The sequence below is a fragment of the Streptomyces sp. NBC_00859 genome, assembly GCF_045161865.1.
Lineage (GTDB): Bacteria > Actinomycetota > Actinomycetes > Streptomycetales > Streptomycetaceae > Streptomyces.
This window is the reverse complement of record NZ_CP108826.1, coordinates 1,874,548-1,891,038: the sequence shown is the minus strand read 5'-3', so window position 1 is coordinate 1,891,038 and position 16,491 is coordinate 1,874,548. Positions and strand designations below refer to the sequence as shown.

Sequence of the window (16,491 nt, the reverse complement as noted above, 5' to 3'; positions counted from 1 at the left end):
AGGCGCATGTCACTCGCGCTGTCCACGGCCGCAGCGGTCTCCGCGACGAGCCTCGTGCTCATGGCCCCCACGGCACATGCGGCGGCCACGGCCGGCGCGTCTCTCCCGTTCACCTCGGTCGAAGCGGAGAGCGCCACCACCGACGGCACAAGGATCGGCCCCGACTACACCCAGGGGACACTCGCTTCGGAGGCCTCCGGGCGGCAGGCCGTGAGCCTCGACGCCGGTCGGTCCGTGGAGTTCACCCTGCCGGAGGCGGCCAACGCGGTGAACGTCTCGTACAACGTTCCCGACGGGCAGTCGGGTTCGCTGAACGTCTATGTCGACGGCGAGAAGCTCACCGGCACGCTGCCCGTCACCTCCAAGTACTCGTACGTGGACACGCCGTGGATCGTGGGCTCCAAGACCCACCACCTCTTCGACAACGCCCGGATGCTGCTGGGCCGTACGGTGCCGGCGGGTGCGAAGGTCAAACTGGAGGCGACCGTCCGCACCACCGTCGACGTCGCCGATTTCCAGCAGGTGGCGGCTGCCGCCGCCCAGCCCGCCGGTTCCGTCTCGGTCACCGGCAAGGGCGCCGACCCGACCGGCGCCGGCGACTCCACTCAGGCGTTCCGCGACGCCATCAGAGCCGCGAAGGGCGGTACGGTCTGGATCCCGCCGGGCGACTACCGGCTCACTTCGGCGCTCAGCGGTGTCGACGACGTGACGATCCTCGGAGCCGGCAACTGGTACTCGGTGGTGCACAGCTCCAGCTTCATCAACCAGTCCGCCGCTCCGGCCGGCAAGGTCGGCCTGCACGACTTCGCGGTCTTCGGCGAGGTCACCGAGCGCGTCGACTCCAGCCCCGACAACTTCGTCAACGGTTCGCTCGGCCCCGGCTCGTCCGTGTCCGGAATGTGGATCCAGCACATGAAGGCCGGCCTCTGGCTGACGGGGAACAACGACGATCTCGTCGTGGAGAACAACCGGATCCAGGACACTACGGCCGACGGGCTGAACCTCAACGGCGCGGCCCACGGCGTGCAGGTCCGGAACAACTTCCTCCGCAACAACGGCGACGACGCGCTCGCCATGTGGGCGCTCAACGCCACCAACAGCTCCGACACCTTCGCGGACAACACCATTTCGCAGCCCAACCTGGCCAACGGCATCGCCGTCTACGGCGGCAGCGACATCACGGTCAGGGGCAACCTGATATCCGACACCAACGCGCTGGGCAGCGGCATCGCGATCTCCAACCAGAAGTTCGCCGATCCGTTCTTCCCGCTCGGCGGGACCATCACCATCGCGGGGAACACGCTCGTCCGCACCGGCGCCGTCAATCCGAACTGGGGCCATCCGATGGGTGCGCTGCGGGTCGACTCGTACGACAGTGAGATCGCGGCCACCGTCGGCATCACGGACACCACGATCACCGACAGCCCCTACAGCGCCTTCGAGTTCGTGTCGGGCGGCGGTACGGGCAAGGAGATCAGGAACGTGACGGTCGACGGCGCCACGCTGAACAAGGTCGGAACAGTGGCGGTGCAGGCCGAGACACCTGGCGCCGCGACGTTCCGCGATGTCACCGCGACCGGAGTCGGCCGGGCCGGCGTCTACAACTGCCCCTACCCGGCCGGCAGCGGCACCTTCACCGTCACCGACGGCGGCGGCAACACGGGCTGGTCCAGCCTCTGGTCCGACTGCTCGGCCTGGCCGCAGCCGGGCACGGCAGGTCCCGTTTCCTGACCGTACGTCTCCCACTCGCGAGGTGTTCCCGCCCGGATCCGGGCGGGAACACCGGTGCGGCTCACGGCAGTGGCTGTGCCGGTTGCGGGCCGGTGTACTGGCCCCTCGGCCGCAAGCGCAGCGGCCGTTCCGCGTACTCCTCCAGCGCATGCGCGATCCAGCCCGCCGTCCTGGCCACGGCGAACAGCGCCTCGCCCGCCTCGGCCCGCATCCCCGAGGCCACCGAGAGCACGGCGAGCGCCAGGTCGACATTGGCGTACAGATCGGTGTGGCGGGCCGTCGTCGCCACCACGTCGCGGGCGGCCGCGAGCGCGGGGCCGGCCGCCGGTACCCGGTCGAGCAGTGCGAACAGGGCTCCGGCGCGGGGGTCCTCACCCCGGTAGAGCCGGTGGCCGAGCCCCGGTACCCGCCGCCCGGAACGCAGATGATCGGCGACGACCGGGGCCGCCCCGCCCCGCTCCAGTACTTCGGCCAGCATCCGGTGGGCCAGTCCGCTTGCGGCGCCGTGCAGAGGGCCCTCCAGGGCGCCGAGCCCCGCGGAGACGACCGCGTACGGATGGGCGCGCGCGGAAGCCGCGACACGGGTCGCCAGCGTGGAAGCCGCGAGGTCGTGGTCGATGAGCAGGACAAGTGCCGCTTCGAGGACCGCCAGTGAGCCCTCGTCGGGTTCGTGCGCGGTGAGCCGGCGCCAGAGCCGCTGGGCCAGCCGATCCGCGTCCGCGTCCCGGGCGCCCTCGGCGGGCAGTGAGCCCACCAGTGCGGGGATCAGAGCGCGCGCCGTCCTCAGCACGGCGTCCGGCGAGAGATCGAAACGCAGGGGGTCGGCCGCCGAGGCCGCGACAGCCGCCGCCCGCAGCCGGTCCATCGCCGTGCTGTGCACGGGGAGCGCCCCGGCCGCCCGCCGCCCCGCCTCCAGCGCCTCCGGGGGAGCGGTGAACCGCACACCGGGGCGGAGCGTCCCGGTCCACAGCCATTCGGCGACCTCCTCGTACCCGTACCGGCCGGCCAGCTCGGTGGCGTCCACGCCCCGGAAGTAGTAGTGGCCGGCGTCCGGGTCGATCAGCGTCACACCGGTACGGAAGGCGAGGTCGCTTCCGGATAGCGGTGGCTCCCGCCGGGCGCCGCGTGCGGCGAGCGCCTCGACTTCGGCGGCGTCGAAGGTGCTGCCCCGGCCGCCCGGCGCGCGGCGGCTGCTGAGCTGGCCGCGGCTGACGTACGCGTACACGGTCTCCGGCTTCACCCCGAGCCGGCCGGCCGCCTCCCTCGTGGTCAGCCGCCCGGGTTCCGCTGCCGCTGGTTGATCGCTCATGTGGTTCACCGTATCTACATTGATTCAATCAACATTGACAGGATAATAGTCAAGCATGGACAGTCGAATCAATGAAGAGGGGCGGCCGTGAGCCGCAGCTGAAGAGGCCCTCATGACGAAGGAGACAGCCATGTCCACCATCACCGCCCCCCGGGGTCTCGCGGGCGTCGTCGTCACGGACACCGAACTCGGCGACGTCCGGGGCCGCGAGGGGTTCTACCACTACCGCCAGTACTCGGCGGTCGACCTCGCGCGTCTGCGTACCTTCGAGGACGTCTGGTACCTGATGGTTCACGGTGAACTCCCGGACGCCGTCCGGCGCGCGGCCTTCACCGCACGGACCGCGGAACTGCGCAGGCTGCCCGCCGGGGTCCGGGACGCGCTGCCCGCCATCGCCGGCGCCGGATCGGGCCCCCTCGCCGGTCTGCGGACCGCACTGTCCCTGCTCGGCGCCGAGTCGGGCTTCCGGCCGGTCTACGACATCGGCGCGGACCGCCGGGTCGCCGACACGCTCACCGCCTGCGCCGTCGTGCCCACCCTGCTGGCCGCGCTGTACCGGACAGGCCGGGGACTGGAGCCGGTCGAGCCGCGCGACGACCTGCCGGCGGCGGCCAACTACCTCTACATGATCACCGGTTCGGAGCCGGACCCGGCACGGGCGCGCGCCGTCGAGCAGTACCTCGTCTCCACCGTCGACCACGGATTCAACGCCTCGACCTTCACGGCGCGGGTCATCGCGTCCACCGGCGCCGACGTGGCGGCCTGTCTGGTGGGAGCGGTCGGCGCGCTCTCCGGGCCGCTCCACGGCGGAGCGCCGAGCCGGGCCCTGGACACCCTCGACGAGATCGGCACGCCGGACCGTATCGACCCGTGGATCCGCGAGAAGGTACTGGCGGGGGAGCGGATCATGGGTTTTGGGCACCCGGTGTACCGCACCGAGGACCCGCGCTCGCGGATGCTGCGCGAGATCGCCCAGGGATTCGGCGGTCCGCTCACCGACTTCGCCGTCCAGGTCGAGGGCCGGGTTGAGGAGCTGCTCGCCGAGCTCAAGCCGGGCCGCGAACTGCACACCAACGTCGAGTACTACGCCGGGGTCGTCATGGAGCTCTGCGGGCTGCCGCGCGAGATGTTCACGCCGACCTTCTGCGTGGCGAGGGTGATCGGCTGGAGCGCCAACATCCTGGAACAGGCGGCGGACTCCAAGATCATCCGTCCCGCCGCCCGCTATGTGGGACCGCCCCCTCCGCAGCCCGTGCCGGACATCGGCTGACCCGCACACCGGCTCGACCCGGCCGGGGGCGGGACAGGTGGCCGGCGGCCCGGTCCGGGGCGGTCCGTGCCGTGGCCGGCTCGATTAGGATCGGTGCCCATGTCCAGGAAACCCGTGCCCGTCGTCGTCCTCGCGGGATTCCTCGGATCCGGCAAGACCACTCTGCTCAACCATCTGCTCCGGCAGAGCAGAGGCACCCGGATCGGCGCCGTCGTCAACGACTTCGGTGCCATCGAGATCGACGCGATGACCGTCGCCGGGCAGGTCGACTCGATGGTCTCGCTCGGCGACGGCTGTCTGTGCTGTGCCGTCGACACCAGCGAACTCGACGAGTATCTGGGCCGGCTCTCCCGCCCCGACCTGCGGATCGACGTCATCGTCATCGAGGCGAGCGGTCTCGCCGAACCCCAGGAGCTCATCAGGATGATCCTGGCGAGCGGCAACCCGCACATCGTGTACGGCGGGCTCGTCCAGGTCGTCGACGCCGCCGAGTTCGACGCGACCCGCAGCCGGCACCCGGAGACCGACCGGCACCTGACCCTCGCCGATCTGGTCGTCCTCAACAAGGCCGACCGGGTGGACGAGCGGGGGCGCGCCCGGATCCGCGCAGCGGTCGGCGAGCATGCCGTCGGGGTTCCGGTGGTGAGCGCGGAGTACGGGCAGATCGACCCCGGCCTGCTGATCGACCGCAGACCGGCCGGTGAGCGCGTCGGCCAGCTCTCCTTCGACGATCTGCGCGACGACGACGCGGCGGGCGGCGGGACGGGCGGGGCGGACGGTACACAGCGCGGTGCGGGGCCGCCCTGCGCGGACGGCTGCGGGCAGAGCCACCATCTGCACGCGTGCTACGAAAGCATCGGGTTCGTGTCGGCGGAGCCGATGAATCCGCGCCGGCTCATGGAGTTCCTCGACACCCGGCCCGAAGGCCTGTACCGCATCAAGGGGTTCGTACACTTCGGGGTCCCCGGCCACCCGGAGAAGTACACCCTGCACGCGGTGGGCAGCTTCCTGCGCTTCTACCCCTCGCCCCGGGCCGGGGGCGACGAGCCGCTCACCCAGCTCGTCCTGATCGGATCGGGCATCGACGCCGGAGCGGTGCGCGACCGGCTCGACGGCTGCAGGGAGCACACACCGCGCGACGCCCCCGCGGAATCCATGTGGGGTGTCCTGCGGTACGTGCCCGGCCTCTCCGAAGGACCCGAAGAGGCCGGGCTTCCGTACTGACGCCGGCTACGCCGGCCCCGCGAGCCTTGCCACCGCGGAGGTGAGCGGCAGGCCCGAGCCGTCCCGGCGGGGGTCGGGTTCCGGCAGTTCGAGCGGGGCGCCGTTCGCCGCCGCGGCCCGTACCGGGGTCTCGCCCGCCCAGGCGAGCACCAGCAGGTCCTCGCCCTTCAGGAAGCGCTGGCAGCGCACCCCGCCGGTCGCCCGTCCCTTGCGCGGGTACTGGTCGAACGGGGTCACCTTGGCCGTACGCACCGAGTCGTCCAGCGTGCCGTGCGAGCTCGCGACCGTGAAGACCAGTGCGTCGGCCGCCGGATCCACCGCGTTGAACGAGATCACCTTGGCGCCCTCGGCCAGCTTGATACCGGCCATACCGCCGGCCGGCCGGCCCTGCGGCCGCACCTGCCCGGCCGGATAGCGGAGCAGCTGCGCGTCGTCGGTGATGAAGACCAGGTCCTCCTCGCCGCTCCGCAGCTCGGCAGCGCCCACGATCCGGTCGCCGTCCCGCAGGCCGATGACCTCCAACTCGTCCTTGTGGGCCGGGTAGTCGGGCACCACTCGCTTGACGATGCCCTGTTCGGTGCCGATGGCCAGACCGGGCGACGACTCGTCGACCGTGGTGAGACAGACCACCCGCTCACCGTCGGCGAGCGAAACGAACTCCGCGATCTGCGCGCCGCCCGCCAGACTCGGCGCGGACGCGGTGTCCGGCAGCTGCGGCAGGTCGATCACCGCGACCCGCAGCAGCCGGCCGGCCGATGTCACCACACCGATGTCACCCCGCGCGGTCGCCGCTACGGCCGAGACCACCACATCGTGCTTGGTGCGCTTCTGCCCCTCCGTGCTCAGCGTCTCGGCGGTGGCCGTGCGCGCCAGCAGCCCCGTGGACGACAGCAGGACCCGGCACGGGTCGTCCGCGACCTCCAGCGAGGCCGCGGCGACCGGGGTACCCGCGGACTCCAGCAGGACCGTGCGGCGGTCGGTGGAGAACTTCTTCGCCACCGACGCCAGTTCTGCCGAGACCAGCTTGCGCAGCTCCGCGTCCGACTCCAGGATCCGGGTCAGCTCGTCGATCTCGCCGTTCAGCCGGTCGCGCTCGTTCTCCAGCTCGATCCGGTCGAACTTGGTGAGTCGGCGCAGCGGCGTGTCCAGGATGTACTGCGTCTGGATCTCACTCAGCGAGAAGTGCGAGATCAACCGCTCCTTGGCCTGCGCCGAGTTGTCACTGGACCGGATGAGGCGGATGACCTCGTCGATGTCCAGCAGCGCCACGAGCAGCCCGAGGACGAGATGCAGCCGGTCCTGCCGCTTGGTCCTGCGGAACTCGCTCCGCCGCCTGACGACCGAGAAGCGGTGGTCGAGGTAGACCTCCAGGAGCTCCTTGAGGCCCAGCGTGAGCGGCTGTCCGTCCACCAGCGCCACGTTGTTGATACCGAAGGATTCCTCCATCGGGGTGAGCTTGTAGAGCTGTTCGAGCACGGCCTCGGGCACGAAGCCGTTCTTGATCTCGATGACCAGCCGCAGCCCGTGCGACCGGTCGGTGAGGTCCTTCAGGTCGGCGATGCCCTGGAGCTTCTTCGACCCGACCAGGTCCTTGATCTTGGCGCGGACCTTCTCCGGCCCGACAGCGAAGGGCAGTTCGGTGACGACGATGCCCTTGCGGCGCGGGGTGACGTTCTCCACGGTGGCCGTCGCGCGGATCTTGAAGGTGCCGCGCCCGCGCTCGTAGGCATCCCTGATGCCGTCGAGGCCCACGATCCGGCCGCCGGTCGGCAGATCAGGACCCGGCACGAAGCGCATCAGGGTGTCGAGGTCGGCGCCCGGGTGCTTGATCAGATGGCGGGCCGCCGCGATGATCTCGCCCAGATTGTGCGGGGGCATGTTGGTCGCCATCCCCACCGCGATCCCGGACGAGCCGTTGACCAGCAGGTTCGGGTAGGCGGCGGGAAGTACGACGGGCTCGCGCTCCTGGCCGTCGTAATTGGGCTCGAAGTCGACCGTGCTCTCGTCGATCGACTCGGTCATCAGTGACGTGGCGTCAGCCATCCGGCACTCGGTGTACCGCATCGCGGCCGGCGGGTCGTCGTTGCCGAGCGAGCCGAAGTTGCCGTGCCCGTCGACCAGAGGGAGCCGCATGGAGAAGGGCTGGGAGAGCCGTACCAGGGCGTCGTAGATCGACGCGTCGCCGTGCGGGTGCAGCTTGCCCATGACCTCGCCGACGACCCGGGCGCACTTCACGTAGCTGCGGTCGGGCCGCAGCCCCATCTCGTTCATCTGGTAGAGAATGCGCCGGTGTACGGGCTTCATACCGTCACGGGCGTCCGGCAGGGCCCGTGAGTAGATCACCGAGTACGCGTACTCCAGGAAGGAGCCCTGCATTTCATCGACCACGTCGATGTCGAGAATCTTCTCCTCGAAGTCCTCCGGAGGCGGGGTCTTCGTGCTGCGGCGGGCCATCGCTGCTGCGGCTCCTTCACGTGCCTGGTCCGGTACTGACGCCGACCATTGTGGACTGTCCCACCGACAACACCGACCGCGACCCGTGCACACCGGGATGGCTGCCAGGTGTCGGCGCGCTTGCATACAGTGGCAGGACTGCATTTCCACGCGGTCAACACACGCGATCGAAGGGACGTACATGCCCATGGGTCACACGGCCACAGCCGAGGCCGGTTCCGGCGGCCTGACAGCGACCGAGCACCGGCTGGCCAACGGCCTGCGGGTGGTGCTCTCCGAGGACCACCTGACCCCGGTCGCTGCGGTCTGCCTCTGGTACGACGTCGGCTCACGCCACGAGGTCAAGGGGCGTACCGGGCTCGCCCACCTCTTCGAGCACCTGATGTTCCAGGGCTCGGGGCAGGTCGGGGGCAACGGCCACTTCGAGCTGGTACAGGGGGCCGGGGGCTCGCTCAACGGCACCACCAGCTTCGAGCGCACCAACTACTTCGAGACGATGCCCACACACCAGCTGGAGTTGGCGCTCTGGCTCGAAGCCGACCGGATGGGCTCCCTCCTCGCCGCGCTCGACGAGGAGTCGATGGAGAACCAGCGGGACGTCGTCAAGAACGAGCGCCGTCAGCGCTACGACAACGTGCCGTACGGCACGGCGTTCGAGAAGCTGACCGCCCTGTCCTATCCCGAGGGACACCCGTACCACCACACGCCGATCGGCTCCATGGCGGATCTGGACGCGGCGACGCTGGAGGACGCGCGCGCGTTCTTCCGTACGAACTACGCGCCCAACAACGCCGTGCTGTCGGTCGTCGGCGACATCGACCCGGAGCAGACGCTCGCCTGGATCGAGAAGTACTTCGGCACGATCCCCTCGCACGACGGCAAGCAGCCGCCGCGGGACGGCTCGCTGCCCGACACGCTCGGCGGCGAGCTCCGCGAGGAGCTGTACGAGGAGGTGCCCTCACGTGCGCTGATGGCCGCCTACCGGCTCCCGGAGGACGGCACCCGCGCGTGCGACGCGGCGGACATCGCGCTGACCATCCTGGGCGGCGGCGAGTCCTCGCTGCTCCACAACCGCCTGGTGCGGCGCGACCGTACGGCGGTCGCGGCCGGCTTCGGCCTGCTGCGGCTCTCCGGCGCACCCTCGCTCGGCTGGCTGGACGTCAAGACGTCGGGCGGTGTCGAGGTCCCGCAGATCGAGGCGGCCGTCGACGAGGAGCTGGCCCGCTTCGCCGCCGAAGGCCCCACGGCCGAGGAGATGGAGCGCGCCCAGGCGCAGCTGGAGCGGGAGTGGCTCGACCGGCTCGGCACGGTAGCCGGCCGCGCCGACGAACTGTGCAGGTACGCCGTGCTGTTCGGCGACCCGCAGCTGGCCCTGACAGCCGTCGGGCGGGTGCTGGACATCACGGCCGACGAGGTGCAGGAGGTCGCCAAGGCGCGGCTGCGCCCCGACAACAGGGCCGTGCTGGTGTACGAGCCCGTCACCGCCGATGAGCCCGAAGAGACCGGTGCGGACGGCGTATCGGACGAGACCACCGCGACCACCGAGAGCACAGAGGCGGACCAGTGACCGACCCCGCGGCCGTGATCATGACCTTCCATCCGCAGCCTCAGGCGGGCGCTCCCAGGCCCTGGGCCTTCCCTGCCCCCGAGCGCTCCACCCTGCCCAACGGCCTGACGGTGCTGCGCTGCCACCGTCCCGGGCAGCAGGTCGTCGCTGTCGAGATCAGCCTCGACGCGCCGCTGGACGCCGAGCCCGAGGGGCTCGACGGCATCGCCACCATCATGGCGAGGGCCTTCTCCGAGGGCACCGACAAACACAGCGCCGAGGAGTTCGCCGCCGAGCTGGAGCGCTGCGGCGCCACTCTCGACGCGCACGCCGACCACCCCGGTGTCCGGGTCTCGCTCGAAGTGCCGGTCTCCCGGCTGCCCAAGGCGCTCGGCCTCCTCGCCGACGCACTGCGCGCGCCCGCCTTCGCCCCGAGCGAGGTCGAGCGGATCGTGGGCAACAGGCTCGACGAGATCCCGCACGAGCTGGCCAACCCGGCCCGCCGCGCCGCCAAGCAGCTCTCCAAGGAGCTCTTCCCGGCCACCGCCCGCATGTCGCGCCCGCGCCAGGGCACCGAGGACACGGTGGCGCGTATCGACGCGGCAGCGGTCCGCGCCTTCTACGACGCGTACGTACGGCCGTCGACAGCCACCGCCGTGGTCGTCGGCGACCTGGCGGAGACCGATCTGGACGCGGTGCTCTCCGAGAGCCTCGGCGAGTGGAAGGGCAACGCGGGCACACCCCGCCCGGTACCTCCCATCACCGCGGACGACACCGGCCGGGTGGTCGTCGTGGACCGCCCGGGAGCGGTCCAGACACAGCTCCTCATCGGCCGGATCGGGGCCGACAGGCACGACCGGGTCTGGCCGGCCCAGGTCCTCGGTACCTACTGCCTGGGCGGGACACTGACCTCCCGGCTGGACCGTGTCCTGCGGGAGGAGAAGGGCTACACCTACGGGGTGCGGGCCTTCAGCCAGGTCCTCCGCTCCGCGGCCGACGGGACCGGCGCCGCCATGCTCGCCATCAGCGGTTCGGTGGACACCGAGTCGACCGGGCCCGCGCTCGACGACCTCTGGAAGGTGCTCAGGACGCTGGCGGCCGACGGGCTGACCGACGCCGAACGGGATATCGCCGTGCAGAATCTGGTGGGCGTCGCCCCGCTGAAGTACGAGACGGCAGCCGCGGTCGCGGCCACGCTCGCCGACCAGGTCGAGCAGCACCTGCCGGACGACTTCCAGGCGCAGCTGTACGCACGCCTCGCCGAGACCGGCACGGTCGAGGCGACGGCCGCCGTGGTCAGCGCGTTCCCCGACGACCGTCTCGTGACGGTGCTGGTGGGCGACGCGGCGCAGATCGTCGAGCAGGTCAGGGCGCTGGGTATCGGCGAGGTGACGGTGGTCGCGAGCTGAGGTCCCGGCGGCGCCGGGCCGCCGCGGCGAGGCGGACCCGCGGGGTCCCGGTGGGCGCACTGCCCACCGGGACCCCGTTTCCCTTTCGCGGCGTACGTCGACATCTGTCCCACTTATCCATAAGCCGGCGCTCCGTCCTGTGGCATGTGCTACAAAAACGGTGGCCCGTTTGGTGCAGCCGGGACCGACCGTTTAGCGTCGCTCTCGCTGTCCGCCGGACGTAAGCCGCAACCGCGGCGCCGGGCAGCGATCGCCGAGTCCCCGTCAGGCGCGAGCCCGGGGAGCCGGGGACCCACTCAGTCCCTGGGGTGAATCGGGGCCGCTTCCCAGGAGCGGGCCCGTAGGAGACCTTCCTGCTCCGAACCCGTCAGCTAACCCGGTAGGCGAGAGGGAAGGAAAGGACCAGCCCCTTCATGGCGTTCAGCCGCCCTACCGGGAAGCACCGTGCCCCGAACCGCCTGACCCGCAGGACCGCGAGCGTCGCCGGAGTCGCCACTCTCGCCACGGCCGGTGTCATCGGCACCCTCGCCTCACCCGCGATGGCCGAAGGACCCGAGGTCCCCGCCGCCCAGCAGACCCGCCTCGACCGCACCATCTTCGTCGAGGACACCGTCGCCGACCGGATATCGGCGCAGGCCACCGCGCAGCAGCACGAGGCCGCCCGCGCCGAGGCAAGGGCGAAGGCCGTGGCGAAAGCGAAGGCCGCCGCGAAGGCGAAGGCCGAGCGGGAGCGTGAGGCCAAGGCGGCCGAGCAGCGCGCGGCGCGCGCCGCGGCCCGTAAGCGGCTCAACGCCTTCGTGCCTCCTGTGGCCAACTCGTACGTCTCCACCGGCTACAAGACCGGCGGCAGCCTCTGGTCGTCCGGCAGCCACACCGGTATCGACTTCCACGCCGCGAGCGGCACCCCGGTCCACGCCGTCGGAGCCGGCACGGTCGTGGAGGCCGGCTGGGGCGGTGCGTACGGCAACAACATCGTCATCAAGATGCACGACGGCACGTACACGCAGTACGGCCACCTCTCGTCCATCGGCGTCTCGGTCGGTCAGTCCGTCACATCGGACCAGCAGATCGCACTCTCCGGCGCCACCGGCAACGCCACGGGTCCGCACCTGCACTTCGAGGCCCGCTCCGGCCCCGACTACGGCTCGGACATCGACCCCGTCGCGTACCTGCGCTCGCACGGCGTCCACGTCTGACCCTCTGTGTCCCGCAAGGCCCCGGTGCTCGACGCGCCGGGGCCCCGCCCGTTCCGGCTGTTCGCACGGACCGTTTTCGCATGGCCAAAAGATATCCATGATTTACCGGGCGCCTTCGGGAATTAACCTTCGCTGTCATAAGGTCGCCGCACAGGTGCGGAAAGACCGCGATATGCGGGCTTCGATGCGGAGGTTCGGTCATGCGCATTCCCGCGCAATCGGTATGCACGGCAATCCGTGACGACATCATCTCGGGAGTGTTCGAGCGAGGCGGCCGGCTGACCGAGGAAGTGCTCGCGCGCCGCTACGGTGTCTCCCGCGTCCCCGTCCGCGAGGCCCTGCGGACCCTGGAGTCGGAGGGGTTCGTGGTCACCCGCCGCCACGCCGGTGCCTGCGTCGCCGAACCGACCGAGCGGGAGGCGGCCGACCTGCTGGAGATACGGATGCTGCTGGAGCCGATGGGGGCGGCCCGCGCGGCCCAGCGGCGTACCGAAGCCCACCTGAAGGTGTTGCGAGGCCTCGTCAGACTGGGCCAGGAACGGGCCAGGCGTGGCCAGGGCGAGGACCTGCGGTCACTCGGCGGCTGGTTCCACGAGACCCTCGCGCAGGCCTCGGGCAGCTCGGCGCTGACCACGCTGCTCGGTCAGCTGCGGCAGAAGATCAGCTGGATGTACGCCGTGGACCAGCCGGTCCGTCCTGTCGTGTCCTGGGCGGAGCACGGCTCCATCGTGGACGCGGTGGCACGCGGCGACGCGGACCGGGCGCGCGCCCTGACCGCGGTGCACGCCGAGCACGCCACGCAGGCGCACCGGCTGCGGAAACCGGGGCGCGTGAGGGATTCGCAACATGCTGTAAACATTGCGAGCACCGCCGATTAACAGTCCGGCCGTATAACAGACCTGCTGTATACGGAGAGAGCGTTATCCGATTCGGCCCGTCTCTCTCCCTGCTGCTCCGCGCTGCCTTTTCGCGGTCTGCTTTTACGATATCCGGGCCCACAGGTCCGGAACGCAGAATTGGCCGGAAACGCGGAGCCGCGGCGTCCCGAATTCGGGAACGCCGCGGCCCGGAAGTGCTGGATGTGCGGGCCCGGACTCAGACGGTCTCGGGGAGCTCGTCGAGACCGTCGGCGACGAGCTTCGCCAGCCGGTCCAGGGCGCCGTCCGCGCCGTCCACGTCCGAGGTGAGCACGATCTCCTCGCCGCCCTCCACGCCGAGCCCGAGGACCGCGAGCATCGACGCCGCGTTGACCGGCTTGCTGTCGCCCTTCGCGATCGTCACCGGGACGCCGGAAGCCGTGGTGGCACGGACGAAGATGGAGGCGGGGCGGGCGTGCAGGCCCTCGGCCCAGCCGACCTTGACGCGGCGCTCAGCCATGGTGTTGCCCTCCGAGTTCTGCGACGGTTGTCTAGACCATTCTTGCATGCGGTGCGGATCCGGCGGTGCTCCGCCGGATCCCAGACTGCACCGCTCCCCGTGCCACCGCGACCCGTACGCTTTCACCATGCAGCCCCCGCTGGAGGAGAACCCGCACCAGGTGTACCCGGCCCACTGGGAGGCGGACGTGGTGCTGCGCGACGGTGGTACCGCGCGGATCCGGCCGATCACCACCGAGGACGCCGAGCGGCTGGTCAGCTTCTACGAGCTGGTCTCGCCCGAGTCGAAGTACTACCGGTTCTTCGCTCCGTACCCCCGGCTCTCCGCCAAGGACGTCCACCGCTTCACCCATCACGACTACGTCGACCGGGTGGGACTCGCGGCGACCGTGGGGGACGAGTTCATCGCGACCGTCCGCTACGACCGGATCGGCGCGCACGAGGCGGAGGTCGCCTTCCTCGTCCAGGACGCGCACCAGGGGCGCGGTGTGGCCTCCGCGCTGCTCGAACACATCGCGGCGGTCGCCAGGGAACGCGAGGTCAGCCGCTTCGTCGCCGAAGTGCTGCCCGCCAACAACAAAATGATCAAGGTCTTCACGGACGCGGGATACGAGCAGAAGCGCAGCTTCGAGGACGGCTCGGTCCACCTCACCCTCGACCTCGAACCCACCGAGGCCTCGCTCGCCGTCCAGCGCGCCCGCGAACAGCGCGCCGAGGCGCGCTCGGTGCAGCGGCTGCTGGCACCCCGCGCCGTCGCCGTCGTCGGTGTGGGCCGGGCGCCCGGCGGGGTCGGGCGAGCCGTCCTGCGCAATCTGCGCGACTCGGGCTTCACCGGGCGCATCCACGCGGTGAACCGCGCCTTCCCCGACAGCCTCACCGAAGTGGACGGTGCCCCCGCGCACCGGTCCGTGGCATCCGTCGCCGCCACCGGGGAGACGGTCGACCTGGTGGTCGTGGCCGTACCGGCCGCTCAAGTGCCCGACGTCGTCGCCGACTGCGGTGAGAGCGGGGTGCAGGGACTCGTCGTGATCTCCGCCGGTTACGCGGAGAGCGGGCCGGGCGGTCTTGAGCGCCAGCGCGACCTGCTGCGCCGTGCGCGTTCGTACGGCATGCGCATCATCGGGCCGAACGCCTTCGGCCTCATCAACACCGCGGAGTCCGTCAGGCTGAACGCCTCGCTCGCCCCCGAGTCCCCGGCGCGCGGCCGTATCGGGCTCTTCACCCAGTCCGGAGCCATCGGTATCGCCCTGCTCTCCGCGCTGCACCGGCGCGGCGCCGGGCTCTCCTCCTTCATCTCGGCGGGCAACCGCGCCGACCTGTCGGGCAACGACTTCCTCCAGTACTGGCACGACGACCCGGACACCGATATCGCCCTGCTCTACCTGGAATCGATCGGCAACCCCCGGAAGTTCACCCGCCTCGCCAGGCGCACCGCGGCGGTGAAACCGGTCGTGGTCGTCAAGGGCGCCCGGCACAGCGGCAGCGCCCCGCCCGGCCACGCGGTCCCGGTCACCCGGGTCCCGGACGCCACGGTCTCCGCCCTGCTGCGGCAGGCCGGTGTGATCCGGGTGGACACCGTCACCGAACTCGTCGACGCGGGGCTGCTCCTCGCGGACCAGCCGCTGCCCGCTGGGCCGCGTGTCGCGATTCTCGGGAATTCCGAGTCGCTCGGCCTGCTGACCTACGACGCCTGCCTCACGGAGCGGCTGCGTCCGCTCCCGCCCGTCGACCTGACGACGGGCGCGGCCCCCCAGGACTTCCGTGCCGCGCTCGGCCGGGCGCTGGCGGACGACGGGTGCGACGCTGTCCTGGTCACAGCGATCCCCTGGGTGGGGGAGAACGGCGTGACCGAGTCGGGCGACGGCGAGGTGCTGGCCGCCGCCCTGCGCGAAGCGGCCGCGGACGCCCCCGCCAAGCCGGTCGCCGTGGTGCATCTGGAGATCGGCGGTCTCGCCGAGGCCCTGGCCGCGGCCACCGGCACGGTGCGCGGCCCCCGCGAGCCGGCCACCGGTTCCGCGTCCCCGGCCCCGGACGGCGGCGGGGACGCGGCCTCCTCGGATGCCGCCGGTACGGAGCCGGCCCCCGCGGCCACCCGCGCCCGGGGCATTCCCGCGTACCCGGCTGCCGAGCGAGCCGTCCGCGCGCTCGCCCAGGCCGTCCGGTACGCGCAGTGGCGCCGCCAGGCCGCCGAGCCGGGCCGGGTCCCCCAGTACGACGACATCGACGAGAACGGCGCGGCCGGCCGGATCGAGGCGCTCCTCGCCACGGCCCACGTCGACGTCGCACGCGGGCTCGCGCTCTCGCCCGACGACGCACGCGAACTCCTCGGTCTCTACGGCATCGGCGTCCTGGCCGCCCGGCCCGCGCCGGACGCGGACGCCGCCGTCGCGGCGGCGGAACACTTCGGCTACCCCGTCGCGCTCAAGGCCACCGCGCCCCACCTCCGCCACCGCCCCGATCTCGGCGGTGTGCGGCTCGACATCGCGAGCGAGGCGGGGCTGCGCCGCGCCTACACCGAACTGTCCGGCGCTCTCGGCAGCCCGGCCGAGGTCCGGCCCGTGGTCCAGGCCATGGTGGGGCGGGGCGTGGACACCGTCGTACGGTCCGCGATCGACCCGGCTGTGGGGGCCGTCCTCTCCTTCGGCCTGGCCGGGGCACCGTCGGAACTGCTCGGCGACACCGCCCACCGGCTGGTCCCGGCCACCGACCGGGACGCGGCCGAACTGATCAGGAGCATCAGGACCGCGCCGCTCCTGTTCGGCTGGCGCGGCTCGGCGCCCGTCGACACCGCGGCTCTCGAAGAGCTGCTGCTCCGGGTGTCCCGGCTGGTGGACGACCACCCCGAGATCGTGTCCGTGGCCCTCGAACCCGTGGTGGTCGGACCGAAGGGGCTCTCCGTGCTCGGAGCCGCCGTCCGTCTCGCGCCCCCGAACGCGCTCGGTGACCTCGGCCCGCGCCGGCTGCCCAGCTACTGAG

At 71.4% G+C, this 16,491-nt stretch carries 10 protein-coding genes, 1 pseudogene and 1 riboswitch; of the genes and pseudogenes, 8 read left to right on the top strand and 3 right to left on the bottom strand.

Features of this window, described 5'->3' with window-relative positions:
- Window positions 1-6 precede the first annotated feature (6 nt).
- A pseudogene (locus OG584_RS07735) lies at window positions 7-1,722 on the top strand (glycosyl hydrolase family 28-related protein); the annotation flags it as partial.
- Between the two features lie 70 nt (window positions 1,723-1,792).
- Here the strand turns inward: OG584_RS07735 and OG584_RS07730 are convergent.
- The gene (locus tag OG584_RS07730) at window positions 1,793-3,040 is read right to left on the bottom strand and encodes a citrate/2-methylcitrate synthase (protein WP_405776376.1); all 1,248 of its coding nucleotides are present in this window, start codon (window positions 3,038-3,040) and stop codon (window positions 1,793-1,795) included.
- A gap of 130 nt (window positions 3,041-3,170) precedes the next feature.
- On the opposite strand from OG584_RS07730, the gene OG584_RS07725 reads away from it, so the two are divergent.
- On the top strand, window positions 3,171-4,310 hold the full coding sequence (locus tag OG584_RS07725; protein ID WP_405776374.1) for a citrate synthase/methylcitrate synthase: 1,140 nt from the start codon (window positions 3,171-3,173) through the stop codon (window positions 4,308-4,310).
- Window positions 4,311-4,409: 99 nt separating this feature from the next.
- Window positions 4,410-5,534 (top strand): CobW family GTP-binding protein, encoded by a 1,125-nt coding sequence (locus OG584_RS07720; protein ID WP_405776372.1) that lies wholly within the window; start codon window positions 4,410-4,412, stop codon window positions 5,532-5,534.
- Between the two features lie 6 nt (window positions 5,535-5,540).
- Here the strand turns inward: OG584_RS07720 and OG584_RS07715 are convergent, their stop codons facing one another.
- Window positions 5,541-7,988 carry a DNA topoisomerase (ATP-hydrolyzing) subunit A gene (locus OG584_RS07715; RefSeq protein ID WP_405776370.1) on the bottom strand — a complete coding sequence of 816 codons (2,448 nt, stop codon included), beginning with the start codon at window positions 7,986-7,988 and terminating at the stop codon, window positions 5,541-5,543.
- Between the two features lie 181 nt (window positions 7,989-8,169).
- Here OG584_RS07715 and OG584_RS07710 point away from each other — a divergent pair, with 181 nt between their 5' ends.
- The 4 genes from OG584_RS07710 (at window position 8,170) to OG584_RS07695 (ending at window position 13,017) form a co-directional block, all read left to right on the top strand.
- Window positions 8,170-9,555 (top strand): M16 family metallopeptidase, encoded by a 1,386-nt coding sequence (locus tag OG584_RS07710; RefSeq protein ID WP_405776368.1) that lies wholly within the window; start codon window positions 8,170-8,172, stop codon window positions 9,553-9,555.
- Between the two features lie 20 nt (window positions 9,556-9,575).
- Complete coding sequence (locus OG584_RS07705; protein WP_405783921.1) at window positions 9,576-10,943, top strand: M16 family metallopeptidase; 1,368 nt, start codon at window positions 9,576-9,578, stop codon at window positions 10,941-10,943.
- Between the two features lie 241 nt (window positions 10,944-11,184).
- A riboswitch (cyclic di-AMP (ydaO/yuaA leader) is annotated at window positions 11,185-11,344 on the top strand.
- A 12-nt stretch (window positions 11,345-11,356) separates the two neighbouring features.
- On the top strand, window positions 11,357-12,139 hold the full coding sequence (locus OG584_RS07700) for a M23 family metallopeptidase (RefSeq protein ID WP_405776366.1): 783 nt from the start codon (window positions 11,357-11,359) through the stop codon (window positions 12,137-12,139).
- Window positions 12,140-12,339: 200 nt separating this feature from the next.
- Window positions 12,340-13,017, top strand: coding sequence for a GntR family transcriptional regulator (locus OG584_RS07695; RefSeq protein ID WP_405776364.1), 678 nt, complete (start codon window positions 12,340-12,342; stop codon window positions 13,015-13,017).
- A 217-nt stretch (window positions 13,018-13,234) separates the two neighbouring features.
- Here OG584_RS07695 and OG584_RS07690 read toward each other — a convergent pair whose 3' ends face one another.
- A complete protein-coding gene (locus OG584_RS07690; protein ID WP_405776362.1) occupies window positions 13,235-13,516 on the bottom strand; it encodes an HPr family phosphocarrier protein in 282 nt (93 codons plus the stop codon).
- Between the two features lie 127 nt (window positions 13,517-13,643).
- On the opposite strand from OG584_RS07690, the gene OG584_RS07685 reads away from it, so the two are divergent.
- Window positions 13,644-16,490 (top strand): GNAT family N-acetyltransferase, encoded by a 2,847-nt coding sequence (locus OG584_RS07685; protein WP_405776360.1) that lies wholly within the window; start codon window positions 13,644-13,646, stop codon window positions 16,488-16,490.
- Window position 16,491 lies beyond the last annotated feature (1 nt).

Excerpts from the sequence above, each read along its gene's own strand:
- OG584_RS07690 (WP_405776362.1), bottom strand. The coding sequence starts at position 13,516 with ATGGCTGAGCGCCGCGTCAAGGTCGGCTGGGCCGAGGGCCTGCACGCC.
- OG584_RS07710 (WP_405776368.1), top strand. The coding sequence starts at position 8,170 with ATGCCCATGGGTCACACGGCCACAGCCGAGGCCGGTTCCGGCGGCCTG.
- OG584_RS07715 (WP_405776370.1), bottom strand. The coding sequence starts at position 7,988 with ATGGCCCGCCGCAGCACGAAGACCCCGCCTCCGGAGGACTTCGAGGAG.
- OG584_RS07725 (WP_405776374.1), top strand. The coding sequence starts at position 3,171 with ATGTCCACCATCACCGCCCCCCGGGGTCTCGCGGGCGTCGTCGTCACG.
- OG584_RS07700 (WP_405776366.1), top strand. The coding sequence starts at position 11,357 with ATGGCGTTCAGCCGCCCTACCGGGAAGCACCGTGCCCCGAACCGCCTG.
- OG584_RS07705 (WP_405783921.1), top strand. The coding sequence starts at position 9,576 with ATGACCTTCCATCCGCAGCCTCAGGCGGGCGCTCCCAGGCCCTGGGCC.
- OG584_RS07685 (WP_405776360.1), top strand. The coding sequence starts at position 13,644 with ATGCAGCCCCCGCTGGAGGAGAACCCGCACCAGGTGTACCCGGCCCAC.
- OG584_RS07695 (WP_405776364.1), top strand. The coding sequence starts at position 12,340 with ATGCGCATTCCCGCGCAATCGGTATGCACGGCAATCCGTGACGACATC.
- OG584_RS07720 (WP_405776372.1), top strand. The coding sequence starts at position 4,410 with ATGTCCAGGAAACCCGTGCCCGTCGTCGTCCTCGCGGGATTCCTCGGA.
- OG584_RS07730 (WP_405776376.1), bottom strand. The coding sequence starts at position 3,040 with ATGAGCGATCAACCAGCGGCAGCGGAACCCGGGCGGCTGACCACGAGG.